Source organism: Nocardia higoensis (assembly GCF_015477835.1).
Lineage (GTDB): Bacteria > Actinomycetota > Actinomycetes > Mycobacteriales > Mycobacteriaceae > Nocardia > Nocardia higoensis_A.
On the sequence record NZ_JADLQN010000001.1, the window covers coordinates 2,355,057 to 2,376,915 of the forward strand.

Sequence of the window (21,859 nt, forward strand, 5' to 3'; positions counted from 1 at the left end):
GCGTGTTTTGCGATGAATTCCGTTCCTACTCCCGCACCGGGACGGCGCGAAAACGTTTCAGATATTTCGGCCAGTCCCAGGTACGCAAGAATTCGACCGCGGCGTCATATCCCTTCCGATACAGCGCTTCCTTCGCCTCATCGCTGATGCCGAAGTCGAGCACACCGACATCGGTGGAGTCGACGCGAATAGCGCGCGCGGAAACCCAGGGCTGGTTCAGATATGCCTGATCCCGCCCGACCAGCATCGTGGGAAGGAGATCGCTGAGCAGACGCACGCCGCCGATGAAGCGGAGCATACCGAGCCCGGGAATCACATCGTCGTTCCCGGCAGGCAGGTTGGGCAGCACGGTGATCCCGAATGTCGGCCATCGCGGTTCGCGATCGTCGGTCCTGTCCAACGAGTCGATCGGGAAGTTCGACAGCACCCCGCCGTCCACGAGAGTGGAGACCACTCCCTGTGTGCCGCTCATCGAGCTGGGTCGGAAGAAGTACGGAATCGACATGGATGCGCGGACGGCGTCGGCGACCCGTTGCGCGCCCGGCGAGCAACCGTAGACCCGCTCGTAGTCCCAGGGCAGTCGCACCAATTGCCCGGTCGTCACGTCGGTGACGGTGACCGCCAAGGAGTACCGCTGTGGTAGCGGAAGGCTGTCGTCGAAGTTGGGCAGATCGTCGAACGTGACCACACCGAGGTCCCGTAGCTTCTCGGCGATCCACTCGTGGGCGTAGTCACCCCGATAGAGGCCGGTGCCGCGGAACAGCGCCCACAACGGCCCGACAACAGGGATGGCTTCTATCGGGCCCGGGTCGAGGAATTCGCGGTAGTCGAGATCGAAGGCAATGTCCTTCAGGTCCTTACTACTGAAGTCCGGATGTTTCGCCCCCGCCGCAAGGACGGCTCCGACGACAGCGCCTGCCGAAGTTCCGGATACTCGATGGAACGTGTATCCGGCGTCGAGTAGCGCGGCAACCGCACCCACCAACCCGATGCCTTTCACTCCGCCGCCCGCGAGGACCACATCCGCGTTCTTGTCGGAATCGGAGGAGATCATGGCCGACCTCCCTCGTCACGTACACCACTGTCGCTGCCGGATCTGCTTGCACACATTTGCCGCTCCTCCCGCATCTATGGCTACTTGACGCTCTTCCCTCCATTCCTGAATCGCTCACTTCGGCCCGAGAAGCCGAGCCCACTCTTCGATTATGAACAGAATCGAAGAGACGAGTTCCTCCACCCAGAACCGTCTACCCCGCGCCGCTCCCTCAGACCGTCGGCCCTATCTCGACCATCCGCGCCCACTCCGGTGTCGCGACGTAATCGGTATCGCGTTCGCTCCACCGGCCGCCGTCTCGGCGGAACAGCCCGATCACCGTCCGGCACCCCGGCCGACTGGCCGGCCAGGGTGTCTGGCCGTCGGTCAGCACGACGAGCACATCGGGACGCGGCCGGCTGCGCAGCGCCTGGACGAAACCGGCGCGCAGGTCCGTACCGCCACCGCCCATCAATGCGATCCCCTCCGCCTGACACAGCGGATGCGCGATCCGTGCCGCCGCGTCACACGACAGCACGGTGACCAGATCGCGACGACCGCCGACGGCGCGGGAGATGGCGGCGACTTCCAGCAGCGCGCTGCCCAGCTCCGCGTCACTGACCGAGGCCGAGGTATCGATGATCACGCTGACCCGCGGCGGCGTGCGGCGCAGGCTCGGCAACACGACGCCGGGCACCCCGGCCGAGCGCCGAGCCGGCCTGCCGTAGGTGTAGTCCTCGCCGGCACCGGCGGCCGACGCCGCCGCTCGGATCGCCGCTGCCAGCAGATCCCGCCACGGCTGAGGCGGATGCAGCGCCTCCTCCGCCCAACGCCGCCACCCTTGGGGAGTCTTTCCCGGGCGGCCGGCGATGCCTCGAGCCACCCGGAAACGGACGGCTTCCCGTTGCTGCTCGGTGAGGCCGTCCGCGCCGTCCGGTCCCCATTCCCATGCGCGGTGCAGTCCGTCCGCGCCGCTGCCACAGTCCAGCCAGGCCAGGTCCTGGGTGTGTGTGCCGAGGCGGAACTGACGCAGGTAGTCCTCCATCAGTCCGCCCGCGGGCAAGCCGAGCGTCGCGGGCAGGACAGCGCCCTCGGGCTGGACCAACCCGTCGCCGAACGCGTCGTCGTTGATCTCGGCATCCGCCGCGATGTTCATCCGGAGCCGCTCCGCCGGACCGGTCAGATCGTGTTCGCGGGCGAAGCGATCACTGCGTCCGTGGTGGTCGCGCAGCAGATGCGATACCTCGTGCACCAGTACCGAGGCCAGGTCCTCGATGGGCGTGGAGGCCACGAACCCGGGCGAGACGTAGCACCGCCAGTAGCGGTCGACCCCCATCGTCGGGACATGTCGCGACTCGACGACCCGCAGCGCGTACAGGGCGGTCGCGAGGTACGGGCGCGCCCTGACAGCCAGCAGCCGGGCGGCGAAGAGTTTGTCGACGTCCAGCGCCGCGGCAGCTGCGGTCATCGTCCGGCCCGCTCGGCGACGCGGGCCGCGGCGCGATCCGCTTCCTGGGACACCGACATCATGCCCGCCAGTCGCTCGATCGAGGCAGGCACCACCCAATCGTCCTGGCGCAGGGTGGCCAGGGTGGTCGCCGGGACGACCACCAGGTCCGGCGCTCCGGTTTCCACCGCCTTCACCAGCACCGCCCACGCCGCATCCCACCGGGATGGCGACGGATGCCGGCGAACAGCTGTCACCACCGCGTCGAGCACGGCCTGGCGCAGATCGCCGCGCTCGGGCAGCTCGGCGGCGGCCGGGTCGGCGAGCAGCACCTCGGGGTCAGGGAGGTCCATCCGGTCGATGCTGGTCAGCAGTTCGAAGCCCGGCCCGTCTCCCACCGTGCCCCGGATCAGCTGGGACAGCACATCCGGGGAAGAGCCCGCCGCGGTGGCGAAGGCGATCAACCGCAGTGTCATGTCCCAACTGCGTGGCGACGGCCAGGCACCGCCCCGGCGCGTCTCACTGCTGGGCAGCTGATGGACGAGCTTGGGTCGCGCCGTGAGGAGTTCGCACACGGCGCGACGGGCGAAAGCCACTGCCTGCGGCAGCTTTTCCGGATCGAGCCGGGGCAGTGTCGCGCGCGGCCAGGTCCCGCCCAGGCCGCGCACGACCACATCGTGATCATGAGTCCAGTACAAGTGCACGAACCGGTTCGCCAGCGGCGGGCTCAGCTCCCACCCGTCGGCCGCCGAGGAGCGCGGGTTGGCGGCCGCCACGATGCGCACACCCGGCGGCAGGCGAAGTGCGCCGACCCGGCGTTCCAGGACCAGGCGCAGCAGCGCGGCCTGCACGGCCGGAGGCGCCGTCGACAGCTCGTCCAGGAACAACAGCCCCCGACCCGCCCGGACGAGTCGCACTGCCCAGTCCGGCGGAGCCATCGGGACACCGTTCTCCGCGGGATCGTCTCCGAGCACGGGCAGGCCCGAAAAGTCCGACGGCTCGTGCACACTCGCGATCACCGTGGTCAACGGCAGCTCCAGCGATTCGGCGAGCTGGGTCAGCGCCGCGGTCTTGCCGATCCCCGGCTCACCCCACAACAGCACCGGCAGGTCCGCGGCCACCGCCAGGGTGAGCGCCTCCAGTTGGGTGTCGGGCCGGGGTTCGGTCCTCACCTCGCCCAGCAGGGACAGCAGTTCGTCGGCGACGTCGAGCTGGGAGAGGTGGGTTCGCTCCGCACCGGGAGCGCACGGAATGAATGCGTACATGTGTGAATCACCTTCGAGTGGTCGATGATCGGCGCGCTCGGCGCCGAACGGACGGGAAATGAGATCGCTCGATGAGGGCCGTGCCGCGCGGTGTGGGCGTGGACGGGAGGGACGGCGGTCGGCGGGAGGCCAGATGTCCGAGTCAGTGCCGGGGTCTCGGGGTCACCGCTGGGTGGCGTGACGCGGGTGTGCTCGATGTGCGCGACGCGCGTCGGACCGGATAGGCCCCGGACCGGTCAGCCCGGCCCGGAACAATCCGTAGGTGGTCCGCTGACGCGCGAACGCCTCCAAGGCGTCCCGCAACGGCCCGTCCCGCAGCACGGCACCGGGACCGAGCAGGCCCTCGACCACGGCCAGCGCCCCGTCGGTGTCGCCGTGATCCAACCGTTCCCGGACACCGTCGAGGCAGTCCGGACGGCGATGCGCTCGGTCGATGGCCCGCAGGCACGGCAGCGGAACACCGGTCAGGGCGACCAGCAGTTCCTCCCGCCGGATCTCGGCCGGATCATGGTCGAGCGCGGTCAGCACGCCGTCGACCAGTCCGATCCGATGCTGCTCGCCCCGGCACCGCACCAGTTGCCGACTGCTCGCCTCCTCGGCTCTGCGGGCTGCACCCGGCCGCGGACAGTCCGGTGCCAGCGCGGAGGCGACCAGCGGATGCAGCCGATCGGCTGTGATCGCACCGGCGCGAAGCAATTCGAGGTCGGGCAGCACCCAGGTCGCCGCATCCGGCAGCACCGGCAGCGCGGACACCGCACCGCGCGGATATGCCTCGGCGATCCGCAACGCGGGCAGGCGGTCGCGGTCGACGGACAGCTCCACGACCACCTCGCGCCGACCCCCGAACCGCACCCGCAGAGCGCCGGTCTGCCGTCCTTCGGCGCGCAGCAGTATCCCCGCTTCGGCCACCCATCGGTCGACAGCGGAGCCATCGGGCGCTATCGCCGACAACGCTGGGTCGATACCGCGACTTGTGTCGAATTGTGCTGCCCCGGAACGTATTCCGAGTTCGCCGACGCTGCGCACATCCCACAGGTGACGATGCAGATCCAGGCGGAACCGCCGGTTCGGCCGGGGATGCGGGTGCGGGCCGGCACAGGATCGGTCCCACACCGCGAGGCTGATCCGCTGCCCGGCATCGGCCCACGCCGGCGCGGTGCGCACCACCAGCGCCACCGAACTCGCTGTGCGACAGCTGCTTTCGGAGTCGGATGGCCCGTACCGTGCCAGCGCGATGGTCAGCCCAGGCCGCAGCAATCCTTCAGGAGCGACCCTCGGCAGATGCCAGCGCAACAGATCAGGCGCCAGACAGCGCAGATCATCCTCGACTCGGGCGGCGACCTCGTGGCCGTGCCTGCGTGCCAGCGCCCGCGCATCGATATCGATATCGAAACCGGCAGCGGCACAAGCGCCCACCCAGTCCCCGGCACGCCGCCGGGCCGTCGCGGTCTCGATCATGGACGGCGGCACGGCGAACTCCCGCACGCGCAGCCAGAGGGACAGACGGGAATCGTCACCGTTCGTGTTCGGAGTGCGCATCAGCACTCACCTTGCACGAACGGGACCCCCAATCTCTGATCAGAATGAGTCATCACGAAGCCGACGATAACACGGGGCGATCGTCACAGCGGTGTGCCGGGAGCGAGCGGGTTGCCGTCCCCCCTCCGGAGCGCGATCATCGATAGTGATCGCGCTCGCTGTCCCCGGCCGCTCCCGCGCGCCGGCGACTCCACAGAACCCGTAGTTCTCGGCGACGAGAGGATCGCGCCCATGTCCTCGCATCACAAAGGGAAGCAGGCCGAACAGCCCGCCCTGGAGGCTCGGCCCGCCACTGCCCCGGGGTCCCCCGCGACTACCGAAAGTCCCCCCGCGGCCACCCTGAACTTGCCCTTCCTCAGCGCCCGCGTGGCCATCCCCGGCCAGGGCATCGACATGAAGGCAGGGCCGGTCCGGCTGTCCCTACCGACCCGCTATCTCTATTACGGCGGACTCGGTGCGCTCACCGTCGCCGGCGCGATCGAGTGGCCCATCGCCGGGGCTCTCGCGGTGACCGGGTTGATCGTCGATCGCCTGCGCACACCCGCCGCCGACCGGCCCCAGGCCGTGGGCGCAGGCGCAGGCGCAGGCGCAGGCGCAGGCGCAGGCGGGAAGTAACCGCAGAGCACCACCCCGGACCCCTCCATGCCGTTCGGCGAATTCCCTCGAGCAGTGCCTCCCTGTCGCAGGCCCGGGCCCGAGTTCTCTGCTCAGCCCGACTCGAAGTGCCGAAGCACGCGGAGGGACCGAAGGGTGACCCACCGGTTCGGCGTCCCGGCCCGGGGATAGGAGACGTGCGTTCGGCCCGGGTAATGGGCGGCCCCCACCCACCGACCATCGGGCCGACGTCGCTTCCGGACGAGATCGAGCGCGTCGGCGAGACGTGAGTCGTAGGCGATGCCCGCACCGCGGAGCACATCGAGCCCTCGGAGCACATCGAAGTGCCAGCGGGCAGGCTCGTGGAATCGGGTGAATTCCGCACGTATCGGCTCGCCGTCTGATCGTCGCCGGTACAGGTGCCGGTCGAGCAGCACCGTCGCCGCCTCGCCTATCGCGCAGCGCACGTCGTCCGCGCGATAGGCGTAGCCCCGACGCAGGAATTCGGCGAATCCGTCGATGACGCTCGTCGTACTGTGGACCGAGGAGACTCCGGCGCCCGACCTGTTCGCTCGGCAGTTGAAGCCCCCGTCGGGCAGTTGCTGCCCGAGTACGAAGTCCACCACACTCGCCACGGCGGCGGACTCCGCACCGAAGTAGCAGGAGTAGGCGAGGAACATCCCGTTCATACAGACGTCTGAGTTTTTCACCGAATCCGCCGGGTTGAACCCGCCGTCCTCACCTCTGTGTGCTTCCAGAGCCGACGCCACGGCCCGGGCACAGATCGGCTCGTCGACCGGCACGGCCAGGTCGCGCAGTTCCAGCAGCGAGTAGTGCGCGCACGTCCACTTCGGCTCGTAGAAACCCCGCCCCCAGCCACCACGCTGTCCGGCGGAGAGGATCCGCGCACCAGTCCCCTCCGATGCGATGCGTGCTCGAAGATCGGGCCGCGTGTCGTCGAGCAGGTCGCGACGGGTCTGGAACTGCACCGCGACCTCGCCGTCCAGAAGCCACCGGACGACCTCGTCCTCGAGATTCCCGCCGACCGCGCCCACGGAATCAGTCTAAGGAGCGGTCGGCAGGTGTTTCCGGCACGGGCGGATCAGCGAGTGGCGGCCGGAACCGGTTGCCAGTGGTGGGCGCCGCCCGTCGTGGTGACGCGGCCGAACTGGACGTCGGCGAAGTGCATGCCGAAGCCGAGGACACCGGGCTCGGTCAGCTGGTCGACGAGCCATGCGGTGGTGGCGCGTGATCGGACGGGGTCGTCGTCGGCGGAGCTGGTCAGGCCGGGGTGGGTGATCTGGACGGGGGTGGTCATGGCGTCGCCGAAGACCAGCAATTGCTCATCGCCGCTGGTGACTCGGTAGCCGGTGTGGCCGAGGCTGTGGCCCGGGGTGGGCATCGGGTGCACGCCCGGGAAGATCTCGTCCTCCCCGATCGTGCGTACCTGGTCGGCAATCACATCGAGGACTTCCGGGGGCGTGCCGTCGGCGATCGCGAGGTGGGGGTTGTGCCATTCGGCGGCGGAGACCAGGATCGGGATGCCGGCGAAGATGTTGGTGGTGGTGCCGGGATGGGCCTGCCACAGCCACCCGAGGTGGTCCATGTGCAGGTGGGTCAGCGCCACGAGCTCGATGTCGGCGACGCCGCGGCCGACGGCGGCCAGGCTGTCGAGCAGTGCGCCGCCGCGAAGAAACCCGACCTGTGTGGGCACGGCCAAAGGCCCGAATCCGGCGTCGATCATCATGGCGCGGTCACCGTATTCGATCAACAACGCTCCGACGCTGGCGGCGAGGTAGCCGTCGCCGTCGATCAGGTCGGCGAACTGCTGCCAGATCTCTTCGCCGGCGTCGGGCAGCCAGCGGTGGGGATCGATGCGGGCCACGCCGTCGGGCAGGTAGGTGACACGGTGGTCACCGACGTCGATACTGCGCAGCTCGACGGCTTCACGGTGGAGACGTTCTCGGGTGATGATCATGGCGAACTCCTAGCAGGACTCCTGCCCGATCTCGGGTATCTCGGGCCACGGCGAGTCGCCCGCGCGCGACGGTGGGTGTCGTGTCCGAGAGGTTGTGCGGCCCGAGTCGCCGGGTCATGGTCGTAGCGGCACGAATGTCTTTCCACGACAGCGCGTTCGGCTCGAGCATCAATGGCGGCAGCACCATGCCGCGGAAGCCTGTCGTGATCGAAGTGGCGGCCGTGAGCGGAGAGCTCACGGCCGGCGCGCCGCGGAGTCGGCGGGACACATGGCAAGCGCTGCTACAACCGTAGAAGGCGTTCGCGTCACCGCGCGGCGACGGGTGGACCGGTGCCCACGTTCATGGCCTGCGTGAGAACGCGGTGAATGTAGTCGGGGTCGGCAGGGGCGTTGTCGATCAGAATCGCTGTGCACAGGCCGTCGGATGCGGCGACCACCGCGGCGATCGCATCGGCGTCATCGGTTAGTGTCGCGGCGAGTTCGGCGACATTCTCGCGCCACCGACGAGCGACCGGCGCCAGGGCGGGGCGGCGAGCGGCGAGCGTCGAAAGCTCGCGCTCAGCCAGGGCACGCTCGCGCCCCGGCCCGCCGGATTCGGCGATGAGCCGGGCCAGGCCACGCAGTTTGTCGCCGGGGCTGTCGATGATGGCGCGGATGCACGCGGTGTAGTCGTCGGCGACGCTGGACAGGGCCGCGACGAGCAAGTCGTCCAGAGTGGCGAAGTAGTAGGTGCTCAGACTGGTGGCGATACCTGCCTGCTTGGCGACCGTACGGTGGGTGACACCGGCGGCACCGTCACGGGTGACGACGGCGAGGGTGGCGTCGATGATTTCGGCACGGCGTCTGCTGCCCCGGGCCTTTCGTCCGTCGACGGGCTCTTCGTCGTCGCTCATGCTCCCCTCCTGCGTGTTCCAGGGCCACCGAGCACATCATCGCTCGGCTGTTTCCCCATCATCATCCTCGCCGATCGGGCGCACGTGACGCAGGGCGACGACGCAGAGGGTCACGGCGGCGAGGATCGCAGCGGCGGCAACGGCCGATGCGGTGTTGACGCCGACCACAAAGGCCGCCTTCGCAGCGCCGACGACCTCGCCGGGAACCTCGTCAGCGACCGAAAGAGCACCGGAAAGGCTGTCGGTGAGACGCCCGGAGACCTCAGGGGAGGTATTCGCCGGCGGGTGCACACGGCTCGAGTACACGGCGGCGGTCAGGCTGCCGAGCAGGGCGACACCGACGGCGATGCCGAGTTCTTGAACGGTCTCGGACATCGCGGCCGCCGACCCGGACTTCGCCGCAGGGGCCGCGCCGACGACCATGTCCGTACCCAGGGCCGCGATGGCGCCCAGCCCGAGGTAGACGAACGCGAACCCGGCGACGACCCGGATAGCGTCCTCGGTCCCGGAGGTGGCCAGAAGCCCGTAGCCGATCACCGACAGTCCGAGCGTGCCGGCCATGACCGAGCCGGGACGTATCCGCCGGGCGACCAGAGGTGCACCGATGGCGGCGACGAACATCGCCAGCGCAGGCGGCCCCATCCACCAGCCCGCGGTGAACGCACTCATGCCCTCGACGAACTGGAGGTATTGGGTGACCAGGTACATGGCGCCGCCCACACCGGCCAATCCGATCAGCAGCACGGCCAGGGCCGCCGAGAACGCTCGGTCGGCGAACAGACCGACATCCAGCAACGGGGAGGTCAGACGACGCTGACGCCGCACGAACATCACACCGGCGACCGTGCCGATCAGCAGTCCGACGACGGCGCTCCGGTCGATACCGTGCGCGGAGACACTCTTGATGACGTAGATGACCGGCAGGAGCGCCGCCAGTGACAAGGCGACACTGACCAGATCGAGCCGGTCTGCGTGCGGATCGGCGTGCTCGGGAAGCGCGAACCTCGCCCCGACCACCACAGCCAGGGCGATCGGAACGGCGAGCAGGAATGCCGCGCCCCACCAGAAGGCATCCACGAGCAGGCCGCCGACCACCGGCCCGGCGGCCATACCGAGGGCGAACATCGTCGCCCACACACCGATGGCCAACGCGCGCTGGCGCGCATCACCGAACATGTTCGAGATCAGCGACAGAGTCGACGGCATCAGCGCGGCTCCTGCCACGCCGAGAAGCCCGCGCGCCAGGATCAGCAGTTCGGCACTGGGCGCGAAGGCAGCGAACACCGAGACCGCCGCGAACGCTGTCATCCCGACGACCAGCAGTCGCCGCCTGCCGATCCTGTCCCCCAGGGTGCCCATCGTGATGAGGAAACCGGCGATGAAGAACCCGTAGGCGTCCATGATCCACAAGGTCTGTGTCGCCGAGGGATTCAGCGCCTCGGTCATGCTCGGCAGCACCAGGTACAGCACCGTCACATCGAGACCGAGCAGGACGGTCGGCAGCGCCAGAAGCCCCAGACCGATCCACTCGCGAACCCCTGCCCGTCGGGCCTGTTCCACCACCATCACGCCTCCTCGCCATTTTGAACGATAGTTCTAATTGTACGATCGTTCAAATATAAACATCGGCCCTGACCCCTGTCGAATCAGTTGCGTCGTGACCATGGGACCGGTCGGCATGGGGACTGGTGTGCGGGTCAAATGACACCGCTACCCCGGCGGGGGTCCGGGACCAGCACGAGCAGGAGTGACGCGGGTGTTCTGGGACACCACGGCGATCACCGCCGCATGCGCACCCGCGGCCCGGTCTCCCGGGCGAGGAGCACGGCGGTAGCTCCGGTACCGACGAACGTCCGAAGTCCTACGCCCGGTCGCCGATCGAACTGTGGCAGACGAGTCCGTTTCCGGTCGCTCGCGTAGCGGCGAGGAGCCTGTATCCCCAGTCCTTCATGAGGTCGGCGGCTTCCGGTGGTCCGTGCACGATGAACGGTGCTCCGATCGAGACGAGGCAGAAGGCCGCCCAGTCCAGGGATTCGGCGGCGATGTGGACCTCGCAGGAGCCGGGGTCGATGGCAGAGACGGTGCCGTAGTGGACGATCTCGGCTCTGACCCGTTCGGCGGAGGCCTGGATGGTGGCGTGGACCCGGTACTTGGAGGGCATCGACCCGATCCGGTCGCGGACGTAGTCCACCGGATCGCCGCCGGGCAGGCGGCGTGGTGCGAATCGTGCGCCGGTGTGGCGTGGTTGCGTGATCCGGTCGATTCGGAAGGTTCGCCAGTCGGTGCGATCGAGATCCCAGGCCACCAGGTAGAGGCGGCTTTCGATATTGACGATCTGATGCGGTTGGGCGGTGCGGCGCGTAGTGGCCGCGTCGCTGCCGCGGTAGGAGAACGAGACGGTATCGGCGTCCCGGCAGGCGAGCGCCAGCGTGGTCAATGCGGTGACATCATCGATCCCGGCTCGGTTGTATTTGTCACCGGTGGGGGTCGCGACAGTCCGGAGACTGTCGATCCTGCGGCGGATCCGGACGGGAAGGACCTGGACGATCTTGGCCATGGCGCTCATGGCGGCTTCCGCGGAGGCGGGATGGGCGCCGGTGGCGATCTCCTTCAACCCCAGCACCGTCGCGGCGGCTTCCTCCTCGCCCAGTACCAGTGGCGGCAGGCAGGCCCCCGCGCTGAGCTGGTAGCCGCCACCGGTTCCGCGCGTCGTGACGATCGGATAGCCGATCTGCTGGAGACCGAGTACATCGCGGCGGACGGTCCGCTCGCTGACATCGAGTCGGCGGGCGAGATCGGCACCGGTCCAGTGGCGACGGCTCTGCAGTAGACCGAGAAGCGCGAGGGTGCGAGTGCTGGTGGACACGTCCCGAGGTTAGGCGCACTTGTGGCCATATCCTGTCCGCAACTGCGGCGAACCTGGGGGTACCAACCGAAAAGGAGACAGTATGTCCACCACTCCCGCCGTCCCCCCGGCACCCGCCGGATCCGCAACGGCCGACCCCTTCATCTTGACCGACGACGCGGCAGGTCTGCTCGACTTCCTCGTCGATGTGTTCGGGGCGATCGAGGTCCCCGAGACGCGGACCGCCGATACCGACGGCCTGATTCTGCATTCCGAGCTGCGGATAGGCGATTCGACGCTGACGATCGCCGATCGTAAACCGGACTGGCCGTATACGCCGTCCTTCGTCCGCGTCTACGTCGACGATCCGGCCGCCACGCTGAAACGAGCCGCCGCGCGTGGTGCGCGGATCGTGACCGAGCCCACGGATTTCTGGGGCGACGTACTCTCCCGCTTCGCCGACCCGTTCGGCCACCTGTGGTGGGTGTACAAGCACAATCCGGGTAACGCGTCCTGGAATGAAGGATCGGCGGACGGAGTCGGCGAAGGCGACTGGGGGAATGCCGATTCCGCCGAGAAAGGCACGGGCGAGCAGTCCTGGGAATCGTTCGCCACCCCGGAATTGACAGCCATTCATTCCTCGCTCATGGAAGCGATGGCGTCGCTGCAGGATCCACGCACCCGCTGACCCGTCGGCTATGCCCCGCGGCCTCGTATGCGCCGCGGGGCATCGGCATCCGTAATTTCCGGTCCTGAATCGCGCCGGGACGCTTGCGTTGCGCTTCTCACGCCCGCGCCTTTGGCTGTCAGGACTTGCCTGTACCGCTGAAATCGGTACGTGGACAGTCTGTTCGGGCTGCGCTCCGATCGATTCATGTCCGGTCCCTCGTCACCCGAACGGTGGCCGCAACGCCCTGTCCCGCCACCGCCCGGCAGTGGTTCCGACAAAATGGCTGTGGGCGCGTGTGGAAGCAGTCCACCCATTGGCGAGACCTCACGCAGTTTCGATCGACTCCCGATCCAGTCCGGTCAGGACTCCGTGCAGGCCGGGAACATCCGATCGCTCGATCAGCGCTTCCCAGCGGTCGAGGTTGCGCACGTGAGACCGACCGGCTACAGCTTGGGCCGCTATAGGCGGAATCCGCCGGGAAATATGCGCCGAAACGAACAAAGGTCCGGCTCGAAAGCCGGACCTTTGTTCGTTCGAGTGGAGCTAAGGGGACTCGAACCCCTGACCCCCACACTGCCAGTGTGGTGCGCTACCAGCTGCGCCATAGCCCCTTGGTGGGTCTCGCTCGGTTTCCCTCGCGCCTGACAAAAGTTACACCACCGGCGTGTTGGCAGCCAAATCGGCTGGTCAGCGGCGTGAACAGGGATAGACGAGCGGCGCGAGCGAGCGAGGCCCGGGGAGCTTAGATCAGGGAGCGGTCAGTTCGGCGACCCACTCCGCGTTGTTGGCGTCGAGTTTGGTGTCGCCGTGGAACAGCGAGGGTGTGGCGGCGTCGTTGTCGAGGCGGGCGTTCAGGTCGGCGAGGGCTGTTTCGGCGGCCTTCTCGGCGGCGGCGACCTGGGCGCCGGTGGCGACACAGTCGACGGCGTCGGCGGGGGCGCCCGCGGTGCGGGCGAGGTCGGCCAGGGCCTGGTTGCTGTGGTCGGACTTGCCTTCGGCGGGCTGGTCGGTGACGAACAGCTGGTCGTGGAAGCGGGCGTAGAGGGGACCGTCGCCGGTGGCGGCCACGCAGCGGGTGGCGGCGATGGCGCGGGTGGAGTAGTCGCCGCTGTCGGATTTCGGGTTCAGGAAGGCGACGTAGTGGTAGGCGACGGTCAGCGCGCCCTGGTCGACCCGCTGGGCGATCTCCTGGCCGTAGATGCGCTCGAGGGTGCCGCACGCGGGGCACAGCGGATCTTCGTAGATGTCGACGACGGGTTGCGCGCCCGGCCTGCCGAGGACGACGACACCGTCCTCACGCAGCGTGACCTCGACGGCGGGTTCGCGGACGGGGCCGTAGCCGTCGTTGCGGATCTCGGCGTCGGACGCGCCCCAGCGGAACACCAGGAAGACGATCAGCACGATCATGGCCAGGGCGATGCCGCCGAGAGCGAACGTCGTGGCGCTCGACATGGGGCGCGGGGTGTAATTCGGACGCTGTTGACTCACCCGCCCTACTCTGCCTCGAGTCGGCCGGTTCCGGGCGGCGGGGTTCAGAGGCGCGGGGGCCGGCGTCGCCGCCATCGCCCCATCCGGGACGGGCCGCCCTCGGGCAGGTGCTCCACGGCCGCGCGGTGGGCCAGCTGGTATTCGTCGTCGTCGATCGGCACGCCCGCCGGTTCGCCGGTGTGCGCGTGCGCGTCGGTGCGGCGCAGGGTCTCGGGGACCGCCAGCCAGGCCACGGCGGCGACGAGCAGCAGTGCGCCGGTCGCCGACAGGCCGACGGCGTAGCCGAAGTGCTCGATGAGGATGCCTGCGGCGACAGGGCCGATCACCGCGCCGAGGTCGCCCGCCATCTGGAAACCGGCCAGCACCGGACCGCTGCGCGCCTGGGAGCCGACGACGTCGGCCAGGGCGGCTTGCTGGGTGGGAGTGAGCATGCCGGAGCCGATGCCCGCCACCACCGACGCCGCGAGCAGCCACAGCAGGTCGGGCGCGAAGCCCAGACCGGCGGTGCCCACGCCGCAGACCAGCGCACCCGCCACGAGGAACGGGCGTCGGCCGAACCGGTCGGACAGGCGGCCGGACTGGAAGAGCACCAGCACATTGCCCACCGCGAACGCGGTCAGCGCCACCCCGGCCATCCCCGGCGACTGCCCGAGGGTCTCGACGACGATCAGCGGCACGAAGGCCATCCGCACGCCGAACACCGCCACACCGTTGGCGAAGTTCGACCACAGCATCGCCGGATAGGCCGGCTCGGCCAGGCCCTGCCGGAACGTCAGCTCCGGCGCTCGCCCACCGGTCTCCGGCGCGGCCAGATGCGAATCGCGCAGGCTCACGTAGACGATCGCGCAGGCGAGCAGCAGGGCGGCGGCGTAGATGACGAACGGCACGCGCAGCCCGAGACCGGCCAGCGCGCCGCCGACGAGCGGGCCGCTGACCGAGCCGATCAGGAAGCTCGACGACCACAGGCCCGACACCCGACCGCGCTGATGGAACGGCGAGAGCCGGATGACCAGCGCCAGTGAGGACACGGTGAACATGGTCGAGCCGATGCCGCCGAGCGAACGCAGCACCAGCAGCTGCCAATAGGTCTGGGACAACGCGCACAGTCCGGTCGAGACCGCGACGATTCCCAGCCCGCTCAGATAGACCCAGCGCTCCCCGAGCCGCTGCACCAGCGCGCCGCTGAAGGGCGCGAACAGCAGTCGCATCAACGCGAACGCGCTGATGATCGCCGAGGCGGCGGTGAACCCGACGCCGAAACTGCGCGCGAACTGCGGCAGCACCGGCGCGACGAGGCCGTAGCCGAGGGCGATCACGAAGGCGGCGCCGATCAACACCCAGATCTCGACGGGCAGTTTCCGATCGTCGGCGGTCGTCGCGATCTCGCCGGTGCCACAACTGCTCACCGCGATAGCGCCTTGCCCACCATCTCCTCCGCGGCGGCTTGGACCTGGGCGAGATGGTCGGGGCCGTGGAAGGACTCGGCGTAGATCTTGTATTTGTCCTCGGTCCCCGACGGGCGGGCGGCGAACCAGGCGTTCTCGGTGGTCACCTTCAGGCCGCCCAGCGGGGCGCCGTTGCCGGGCGCGCGGGTGAGCACCTCGGTGATCGGTTCCCCGGCGATCTCGGTGCCGGTGACCATGTCCGGGGTCAGCTCGGACAACAGTTTCTTCTGGGCCGCGGTGGCGGGGGCGTCGATGCGCGCGTAGGCGGGGCTGCCGTAGCGGCGTTCGAGTTCGCCGTAGCGGGCCGACGGGGTCTGGCCGGTGACGGCGGTGATCTCGGCCGCCAGCAGGGCCAGCAGGATGCCGTCCTTGTCGGTGGTCCACACGGTGCCGTCCATTCGCAGGAAGGACGCGCCCGCGCTCTCCTCGCCGCCGAACGCCAGGCTGCCGCTGAACAATCCGGGCACGAACCATTTGAATCCGACCGGCACCTCGTGCACCTGGCGGCCGAGCACACTCACCACCCGGTCGACCATGGAGGAGGTGACCACGGTCTTGCCGATCTTGGTCAACGCGTCCCAGCCGATCCGGTTGGCGACGAGGTATTCGATCGACACCGCGAGGAAGTGGTTCGGGTTCATCAATCCGCCGTCGGGGGTGACGATGCCGTGCCGGTCGGCGTCGGCGTCGTTGCCGGTGGAGATGTCGTAATCGTCCTTGATGGCCACCAGCCCGGCCATGGCGTAGCGGGAGGAGGGGTCCATGCGGATCTTGCCGTCGCTGTCGAGGGTCATGAACCGCCAGGTGGGGTCGACGAACGGGTTGACCACCTCGAGTTCGAGGTCGTAGCGCTGGCCGATCTCCTCCCAGTAGTCCACGCTCGCGCCGCCCATCGGATCCGCGCCCAGGCGGATGCCCGCGCCGCGGATCGCGTCCAGGTTCAGCACAGTGGGCAGGTCGGCGATGTAGTGGTCGAGATAGTCGTAGCGCTCGACGTGGTCGGCGAGCGCCTGCCGCAGCGAGACCCGCGCGACGCCGTCGAGGCCGGCGGCCAGCAGTTCGTTGGCGCGCGCGGCGATGGCATCGGTGGCGGTCGTGTCCGCGGGACCGCCGTGTGGCGGGTTGTATTTGAAGCCGCCGTCGCGAGGCGGGTTGTGTGAGGGGGTGACGACGATGCCGTCCGCCTGATGCTTGGTGCCGCCGCGGTTGTGGCGGAGCACGGCATGGCTCAGCGCGGGGGTGGGGGTGTAGCGGTCGCGGGCGTCGATCATCGCCGTGACGCCGTTGCCCGCGAGCACCTCCAGCGCGGTGGTCCACGCGGGCTCCGACAGCGCATGGGTGTCGCGGGCCAGATAGACCGGGCCCGTGATGCCCCGGGTGGCGCGGTACTCCACGATCGCCTGGGTGACGGCGAGGATGTGGCGTTCGTTGAACGCGCCGTCCAGGCTGGAGCCGCGATGCCCGGAGGTGCCGAACACCACCCGCTGCGCCGGGTCCGCCGGGTCGGGCACGCGGCTGTAATAGGCGGTCACCAGGTGCGCGATGTCGTCGAGATCGCTCGCGCGCGCGGGACGCCCGGCTCGATCGTGGGCCATGCTCGGGTCTCCCTTCCAAGTCGGCTGTGCCCGGCTGGTCATCGAGATCATGCCGTCAGCCGGCCGATCCCGGACGCGGTGAGGTACACCGCGCCCAGACCGGCCGCCACACTGATCACGACGTAGCCCAGGGCGATGCCGTAGGCGCCGTCGGTGATCAGACGGATGGTCTCGTAGCCGAACGTGCTGAACGTCGTCAACGCGCCGCAGAAGCCGGCGCCGGCCACCGTGAGCAGCCAGCCGCCCGCACCCGCGCCGATCAATCCGCCCAGCACAGCCGAACCGACAATATTAACGGTCAGCGTCCCCAGCGGCAGCCTGGAGTCGAATCGGGCGGCGACAGCACGGTCGATCAGGTATCTGGCCGGTGCGCCGACCATGCCACCCGCTACGACGAGCGCGACGTTCATCGGCGTACCTCGTCCTTGCGCGAACCTGGCGCGAATCGCAGGCCGATCATCGTCGGGCCCCTTCCGTTGTTCTGTCGCCGAACCTGTCAACCAGTCTCTGCCGTTCTCGATCCGCCCGGCACCGGTGGAGCTGTCGCCGATCGAGCCGCTGCCTACCGAGCCGTTCCCTGTCGAGCTGTCACCCACCGCACCGCGCCCACACCGAGCGTCACCCCGGTGAGTGCGGCAATCAATGTTCCCCCCAGATACCCGAGCGCCCCGAGCACCGCACCGGACTCGAGCAGTGTACGAATCTCGAGGCTGTAGGTCGAAAAAGTGGTGTAACCACCCAGGACACCGACACCGAGGAAGGGGCGCAGCAGGCGATGGGTCACCCGGCCCTGCAGGAGCAGCGTCATCAGGACCCCGATGCCGAAACAGCCGGTGACATTCACCACGAACGTCGACCACGGCACGTGCCCCGGCGAGGTCGGCCACCAGGCGCCGATGGCATAGCGCAGCAGCGCGCCCAGGCCGCCGCCCAGCGAGATGGCGGTCAACAGTGCCGGATCCACCGGCGGCATCGGCGGTCGTGCGCTCATGCCGCGACCTCCTCACCCGTTCGGTTCGGGAGCCATGCTATCCGGCACAGAACGGAGAGAATTCCTCCGCTTAAGCCGTCGCGTTGCTAGCATGGCGGGGTGCATCAGGTCGCGGCTCCCTCTCCACCCCGGCGTCTACGGGCGGACGCCGCGCGCAATCAGCAGCGCATCGTCGCCGCCGCCCGCGAACTGTTCGCCGATCGCGGGCTCGAGATCACCCTCGACGACGTCGCCGAGCGCGCGGGCGTCGGCGTCGGCACCGTCTACCGCCGGTTCTCCAACAAGCGCGAACTCATCGCCGAGGTCTTCGAGCAGAACATGCGCGATTTCGCGGTCGCGGCAGAACAGGCGGCCCGCCACGGCGATCCGTGGCTCGGTCTGGTCGAATTCTTCCAATACGCCTGCGAGCATCTGGCCTGCAATCGCGGGTTCAGCGAGGTCATGCTCGAACTGCACGACGAATCGGAACGCTTCGCGCACCTGCGCGACCGGATCACACCGACCATCGCCGCGATCGTCGACCGCGCCCGGGTGGCCGGAGTGCTGCAGCCCGAGATCGAACCGTCGGACTTCCTCGCGCTCGTGCACATGGTCGACGCCGTCGCCGAATTCGCCAATCCGGTCAATCCCGTTGTGTGGCAACGGTATGCGGCCATCGTGTTGAACGGCGTGCGCGCCGGCGAGGTCACCCGCATCGAACTGCCGGTGGGGCCGTTGCGCGAGGAGGACTTCGAGCAGGCCAAGCTGCACGCCTGTACCGCCCGACGCCGATAGCTACGAGTACGCCCCGAGTAGCGGACATCACACCGCGCCGCTACAGTTGGACGCATGACCAAGTGGGTGAACTGGGCCGGCGATCAACAGTGCGCCCCGGCACGCATCGCCAGGCCGGGCGACCCCGGCGAAGTGGCCGAAATCCTCGCGCGCGCCGCCGACAACGGACAGACCGTGCGCGTCGCGGGCGCGGGCCACTCCTTCACCGACACCGTGCTCACCGATGGCGCGCTCGTCGACCTGTCCCGGATGAACCGCGTACTCCACCTCGACGCGCACAGCGGGCTGATCCGGGTCGAGGCGGGCGCCACCCTGAACACCATCAGCACGGCCGCCCACGCCGCCGGACTCGCGTTCCCGAATCTGGGCGATATCGACGTGCAGACCATCGCCGGGGCGACGGCTACCGGCACCCACGGCACCGGCGCCACACTGCAGAACCTCTCGGCCGCGCTGCACTCGATCCAGATCGTGCGCGCCGACGGCGGCGTGGTCGAGGTGAACGAGGACGATGATCCCGAGGCCTGGCGGGCCGCGCGGGTCGGGCTCGGCGCGCTCGGGGTGGTCACCGCGGTGACCCTGCGCATGGTGCCCTCGTTCGTCCTCGAGGGCGTCGAACGCCCGGAACCCGTCGAGGACCTGCTCGCCGATCTGGACCTCCACGTGAACGGCAACGAGCACTTCGAGTTCTACATGTTCGGGCACAGCCCGCTGGCGATGACCAAGCGCAACAACCGAGTCGACCTGCCCGAGCAGCCGCGCGGCGCGCTGGCCGACTGGTTCGGCGACATCCTGCTCAACAACCACGCCTTCGACCTGCTGTGCAAGCTGGGACGCAGCAGGCCACGCGCGATCCCCTACATCCACAAGGCCGCCGCCTACGCGGGCAGCTACCGGCGTCAGATCGACCGCTCCTACCGGGTGTTCGCCTCCCCCCGGCTGGTCCGCTTCACCGAGATGGAATACGCGCTGCCGCGCGAACATTCCGCCGAGGCGATCCGGGCGATCAAGGATGTCGCGAGCCGATTCGACACGCCGATGCCGATCGAGGTCCGCTGGGTCGCCCCCGACGACGCGCTGCTCTCCCCGGCTGGCGGCCGCGAGACCTGCTACATCGCCGTGCACCAGTACCAGGGGATGGAGTGGGAGCCGTTCTTCCGCGCCTGCGAGTCGGTGTTCGACTCGTTCCATGGTCGCCCGCACTGGGGCAAGCGCCACTTCCAGACCGCGGACACGCTGCGCGAGCGTTACCCGCACTGGGAGCGGTTCCGGCGGGTGCGCGAGCGTTTCGACCCACAGGGATTGTTCGCCAACGACTACCTGAACCGGGTGCTGGGCCCCGTCGGCTGAGTCCGCCGACCGGTGGCGTTCACGCGCTGAGGATGTCGTTCACCAGTCGCGGCAGGGCGATACCGATGGGCTCGCGGAAGATCTCCGTGGCCAGATGGTCGTAGGGGGTCTGCTCGGCGTTGACGATGATCAGCGCGGCACCCGCCTCCACGGCCAGCGAACACATGGAGGCGGCCGGCTCGACCTGCAGCGAGCTGCCGACGGCGAGGAAGATGTCGCTGGTCTGCGCCGTCAGAACCGCCTTGGTCACGGTGCGCCGATCGAGCTGCTGACCGAACATGACGGTGGCCGCCTTCAGGATGCCACCACAGCGCGGGCAGGGCGGATCGGGTTCGCCCGCGGCCACCCGCGCGAGGGTGTTCTCCATGCTGTCCTCGTAGGGGCAGCCGACACAGACCACCTCGAACATGTTGCCGTGGATCTCGACGACGCGGTCGGGCGCGGAGCCGGCGCGCTGATGCAGGCGATCGATGTTCTGGGTGATGATCGTGACCGCCCGCCCGGCCCGCTCCAGCTCGACGAGCGCACGGTGGGCGGCATTGGGCCGCGCCTGCCATGCCGGATTGTCGCGGCGAGCTTCCCATGAGCGGACCCGCAGGTCGGGGTCGGACAGGTAGGCGTCATAGGTGGACAGCAGTTCCGCGATCGGGTTCTTCGTCCACACCCCGCTCGGGCCGCGGAAGTCGGGGATGCCGGAGTCGGTGGAGATACCCGCGCCGGTGAGCACGCCGATGCGGCCCGGACGCGCACGCCATGGGGTCGTCATGCGGTCGAGCCTAGGTGTTTGCCGAAGATGGTGCATCGAGTAACGATGTGGCTAGGCGGAAGAATGAGAGATTGCTATCCTAATTATCTCATTGTTCTGATCTGGGTCGATCAAAGGAGATCGTGATGACCGCGTCCGCCGCAGTCGAGAAGAGCACCGCGCCGAAGCTGCCGCCCCGGCGACCGTTCCACCCCGGCACACGCATGTGGGACGAAACCGGCCTGATCACCTTCTCCCTGACCGCAGGCTCGGCCTTCCTGCTGCAGACCATGGAGCCGACCATCTCGGCCGTCGTCGACGAGCACTCGACCTTCCGCACCGACCCGATGGGCCGCGCCCTGCGCAGCCTGTCCTCGGTCATGATGTGGGTCTACGCCGGCGAGGGCGGCATCGACGAGGCCGACCGGCTACGCAGCATGCACGCCTCGCTCAACACTGTCGATGCCTCCGGCTTCAAGCACCAGGCGCTGAACTCCTTCTCCTGGGCCTGGGTGCTGCACACCGGCACCTACGCGTTCACCAAGAACGCCAAGTACTTCAGCCGTAAGCCGATGACCGACGCCGAGAAGCAGGAGTACTACGAGGAGGGGCTGCAGCTGATGCGCAACTTCTCGGTGGCGCCCAAGGAGATCCCCGCCGACTACGCCGCCTTCGAGAAGTTCTTCGACGACGTGGTCGAGAACCACCTCCAGGCCACCGACACCGCGCGCGACTACCTGCGCACCATCCGTTCCGTCGCCGCGCCCAAGCAGCTGCCGAAGTTCCTGCATCCGGTGTGGAAGGCCGCTGCCGCCCCCGTCGGCCGGATGCAGTACTTCTGCACCGTCGGCACCACCCCCGAGGTCGCCCGTCGCAAGCTCGGGCTAAAGTGGACCGCCGCCGACGAGCGCAAGCTCGTCGTGCTGGGCTGGTTCCTGGCGCGCCTGGTCCCGCTGCTGCCGGAGCGCGTGCGCTACTTCCCGATCGCGTACGAGGCGCGCAAGGTCGAACGCGACAAGGCCCGGCTGCGCAAGGTCATCCAGACCCGCCCCATCTGATCGTCGGCTTCGGCACTTCGGCTTCGGCGAAGCCGGCGCACGACCGCCGCGACAACGACGTCGCGGCGGTCTTCGCCTGTCCAGGGCCTACCTCCGGGGATACGCCGAAATGCGGGCGCGTTCACGCGTATCCCGTACGCTACGACAGC

Annotated in this window: 20 protein-coding genes and 1 tRNA gene; 5 read left to right on the plus strand and 16 right to left on the minus strand. The window is 68.8% G+C overall.

What is annotated here, in order from left to right; translation table 11 throughout:
• Window positions 1-25: 25 nt before the first annotated feature.
• The 4 genes from IU449_RS10695 to IU449_RS10710 form a co-directional block, all read right to left on the minus strand.
• Window positions 26-1,054: a patatin-like phospholipase family protein gene (locus IU449_RS10695; protein WP_195001669.1), complete on the minus strand. Its 1,029-nt coding sequence runs from the start codon at window positions 1,052-1,054 to the stop codon at window positions 26-28.
• Window positions 1,055-1,265: 211 nt separating this feature from the next.
• On the minus strand, window positions 1,266-2,501 hold the full coding sequence (locus IU449_RS10700; protein ID WP_195001670.1) for a DUF2201 family putative metallopeptidase: 1,236 nt from the start codon (window positions 2,499-2,501) through the stop codon (window positions 1,266-1,268).
• Entirely contained in the window at window positions 2,498-3,745 is a 1,248-nt protein-coding gene (locus IU449_RS10705) for an AAA family ATPase (RefSeq protein WP_195001671.1), read from the minus strand. Before IU449_RS10705 ends, IU449_RS10700 begins: the two co-directional genes overlap by 4 nt.
• A gap of 162 nt (window positions 3,746-3,907) precedes the next feature.
• On the minus strand, window positions 3,908-5,284 hold the full coding sequence (locus IU449_RS10710; RefSeq protein ID WP_195001672.1) for a hypothetical protein: 1,377 nt from the start codon (window positions 5,282-5,284) through the stop codon (window positions 3,908-3,910).
• Window positions 5,285-5,515: 231 nt separating this feature from the next.
• Here IU449_RS10710 and IU449_RS10715 point away from each other — a divergent pair, with 231 nt between their 5' ends.
• Window positions 5,516-5,899: a hypothetical protein gene (locus IU449_RS10715; protein ID WP_195001673.1), complete on the plus strand. Its 384-nt coding sequence runs from the start codon at window positions 5,516-5,518 to the stop codon at window positions 5,897-5,899.
• Window positions 5,900-5,991: 92 nt separating this feature from the next.
• Here IU449_RS10715 and IU449_RS10720 read toward each other — a convergent pair whose 3' ends face one another.
• From IU449_RS10720 to IU449_RS10740, 5 genes are all read right to left on the minus strand, one after another.
• On the minus strand, window positions 5,992-6,933 hold the full coding sequence (locus IU449_RS10720) for a hypothetical protein (RefSeq protein WP_195001674.1): 942 nt from the start codon (window positions 6,931-6,933) through the stop codon (window positions 5,992-5,994).
• Window positions 6,934-6,980: 47 nt separating this feature from the next.
• Window positions 6,981-7,856, minus strand: a complete 876-nt coding sequence (locus IU449_RS10725) for an MBL fold metallo-hydrolase (protein ID WP_195001675.1) — start codon at window positions 7,854-7,856, stop codon at window positions 6,981-6,983.
• A 305-nt stretch (window positions 7,857-8,161) separates the two neighbouring features.
• A complete protein-coding gene (locus IU449_RS10730; RefSeq protein ID WP_195001676.1) occupies window positions 8,162-8,749 on the minus strand; it encodes a TetR/AcrR family transcriptional regulator in 588 nt (195 codons plus the stop codon).
• A gap of 36 nt (window positions 8,750-8,785) precedes the next feature.
• Entirely contained in the window at window positions 8,786-10,315 is a 1,530-nt protein-coding gene (locus IU449_RS10735; RefSeq protein WP_195001677.1) for an MFS transporter, read from the minus strand.
• A gap of 295 nt (window positions 10,316-10,610) precedes the next feature.
• The gene (locus IU449_RS10740) at window positions 10,611-11,615 is read right to left on the minus strand and encodes a helix-turn-helix transcriptional regulator (protein WP_195001678.1); all 1,005 of its coding nucleotides are present in this window, start codon (window positions 11,613-11,615) and stop codon (window positions 10,611-10,613) included.
• 82 nt (window positions 11,616-11,697) lie between these two features.
• On the opposite strand from IU449_RS10740, the gene IU449_RS10745 reads away from it, so the two are divergent.
• Window positions 11,698-12,282: a VOC family protein gene (locus tag IU449_RS10745; RefSeq protein WP_195001679.1), complete on the plus strand. Its 585-nt coding sequence runs from the start codon at window positions 11,698-11,700 to the stop codon at window positions 12,280-12,282.
• Between the two features lie 520 nt (window positions 12,283-12,802).
• Here the strand turns inward: IU449_RS10745 and IU449_RS10750 are convergent.
• The 6 genes from IU449_RS10750 to crcB all read right to left on the minus strand — a co-directional run bounded on the left by IU449_RS10750 (window position 12,803) and on the right by crcB (window position 17,783).
• A tRNA-Ala gene (locus IU449_RS10750) sits at window positions 12,803-12,875 on the minus strand.
• Window positions 12,876-13,011: 136 nt separating this feature from the next.
• Entirely contained in the window at window positions 13,012-13,752 is a 741-nt protein-coding gene (locus tag IU449_RS10755; protein ID WP_324188172.1) for a DsbA family protein, read from the minus strand.
• 44 nt (window positions 13,753-13,796) lie between these two features.
• Window positions 13,797-15,158, minus strand: coding sequence for an MFS transporter (locus IU449_RS10760; protein ID WP_324188173.1), 1,362 nt, complete (start codon window positions 15,156-15,158; stop codon window positions 13,797-13,799).
• A complete protein-coding gene (gene pgm / locus IU449_RS10765) occupies window positions 15,155-16,792 on the minus strand; it encodes a phosphoglucomutase (alpha-D-glucose-1,6-bisphosphate-dependent) (protein WP_195001680.1) in 1,638 nt (545 codons plus the stop codon). The genes IU449_RS10760 and pgm overlap by 4 nt, the downstream gene beginning before the upstream one ends.
• A gap of 47 nt (window positions 16,793-16,839) precedes the next feature.
• Window positions 16,840-17,202, minus strand: a complete 363-nt coding sequence (locus IU449_RS10770) for a fluoride efflux transporter FluC (protein WP_195001681.1) — start codon at window positions 17,200-17,202, stop codon at window positions 16,840-16,842.
• A gap of 152 nt (window positions 17,203-17,354) precedes the next feature.
• The gene (crcB, locus tag IU449_RS10775) at window positions 17,355-17,783 is read right to left on the minus strand and encodes a fluoride efflux transporter CrcB (RefSeq protein WP_195001682.1); all 429 of its coding nucleotides are present in this window, start codon (window positions 17,781-17,783) and stop codon (window positions 17,355-17,357) included.
• A 99-nt stretch (window positions 17,784-17,882) separates the two neighbouring features.
• Between crcB and IU449_RS10780 the strand changes: the two genes are divergently transcribed.
• Together IU449_RS10780 and IU449_RS10785 are read left to right on the plus strand one after the other, a co-directional pair.
• Window positions 17,883-18,557 carry a TetR/AcrR family transcriptional regulator gene (locus tag IU449_RS10780; protein WP_195001683.1) on the plus strand — a complete coding sequence of 225 codons (675 nt, stop codon included), beginning with the start codon at window positions 17,883-17,885 and terminating at the stop codon, window positions 18,555-18,557.
• Between the two features lie 54 nt (window positions 18,558-18,611).
• Complete coding sequence (locus IU449_RS10785; protein ID WP_195001684.1) at window positions 18,612-19,907, plus strand: D-arabinono-1,4-lactone oxidase; 1,296 nt, start codon at window positions 18,612-18,614, stop codon at window positions 19,905-19,907.
• A gap of 19 nt (window positions 19,908-19,926) precedes the next feature.
• On the opposite strand, the gene IU449_RS10790 is transcribed toward IU449_RS10785, so the two are convergent.
• The gene (locus IU449_RS10790) at window positions 19,927-20,673 is read right to left on the minus strand and encodes an SIR2 family NAD-dependent protein deacylase (RefSeq protein WP_195001685.1); all 747 of its coding nucleotides are present in this window, start codon (window positions 20,671-20,673) and stop codon (window positions 19,927-19,929) included.
• Window positions 20,674-20,798: 125 nt separating this feature from the next.
• Here IU449_RS10790 and IU449_RS10795 point away from each other — a divergent pair, with 125 nt between their 5' ends.
• Window positions 20,799-21,710 (plus strand): oxygenase MpaB family protein, encoded by a 912-nt coding sequence (locus tag IU449_RS10795; protein ID WP_195001686.1) that lies wholly within the window; start codon window positions 20,799-20,801, stop codon window positions 21,708-21,710.
• Window positions 21,711-21,859: the final 149 nt, after the last annotated feature.

Excerpts from the sequence above, each read along its gene's own strand:
- IU449_RS10695 (WP_195001669.1), bottom strand. The coding sequence starts at position 1,054 with ATGATCTCCTCCGATTCCGACAAGAACGCGGATGTGGTCCTCGCGGGC.
- IU449_RS10700 (WP_195001670.1), bottom strand. The coding sequence starts at position 2,501 with ATGACCGCAGCTGCCGCGGCGCTGGACGTCGACAAACTCTTCGCCGCC.
- IU449_RS10705 (WP_195001671.1), bottom strand. The coding sequence starts at position 3,745 with ATGTACGCATTCATTCCGTGCGCTCCCGGTGCGGAGCGAACCCACCTC.
- IU449_RS10710 (WP_195001672.1), bottom strand. The coding sequence starts at position 5,284 with ATGCGCACTCCGAACACGAACGGTGACGATTCCCGTCTGTCCCTCTGG.
- IU449_RS10715 (WP_195001673.1), top strand. The coding sequence starts at position 5,516 with ATGTCCTCGCATCACAAAGGGAAGCAGGCCGAACAGCCCGCCCTGGAG.
- IU449_RS10725 (WP_195001675.1), bottom strand. The coding sequence starts at position 7,856 with ATGATCATCACCCGAGAACGTCTCCACCGTGAAGCCGTCGAGCTGCGC.
- IU449_RS10730 (WP_195001676.1), bottom strand. The coding sequence starts at position 8,749 with ATGAGCGACGACGAAGAGCCCGTCGACGGACGAAAGGCCCGGGGCAGC.
- IU449_RS10735 (WP_195001677.1), bottom strand. The coding sequence starts at position 10,315 with ATGGTGGTGGAACAGGCCCGACGGGCAGGGGTTCGCGAGTGGATCGGT.
- IU449_RS10745 (WP_195001679.1), top strand. The coding sequence starts at position 11,698 with ATGTCCACCACTCCCGCCGTCCCCCCGGCACCCGCCGGATCCGCAACG.
- pgm (WP_195001680.1), bottom strand. The coding sequence starts at position 16,792 with ATGGCCCACGATCGAGCCGGGCGTCCCGCGCGCGCGAGCGATCTCGAC.
- IU449_RS10770 (WP_195001681.1), bottom strand. The coding sequence starts at position 17,202 with ATGAACGTCGCGCTCGTCGTAGCGGGTGGCATGGTCGGCGCACCGGCC.
- crcB (WP_195001682.1), bottom strand. The coding sequence starts at position 17,783 with ATGAGCGCACGACCGCCGATGCCGCCGGTGGATCCGGCACTGTTGACC.
- IU449_RS10785 (WP_195001684.1), top strand. The coding sequence starts at position 18,612 with ATGACCAAGTGGGTGAACTGGGCCGGCGATCAACAGTGCGCCCCGGCA.
- IU449_RS10790 (WP_195001685.1), bottom strand. The coding sequence starts at position 20,673 with ATGACGACCCCATGGCGTGCGCGTCCGGGCCGCATCGGCGTGCTCACC.
- IU449_RS10795 (WP_195001686.1), top strand. The coding sequence starts at position 20,799 with ATGACCGCGTCCGCCGCAGTCGAGAAGAGCACCGCGCCGAAGCTGCCG.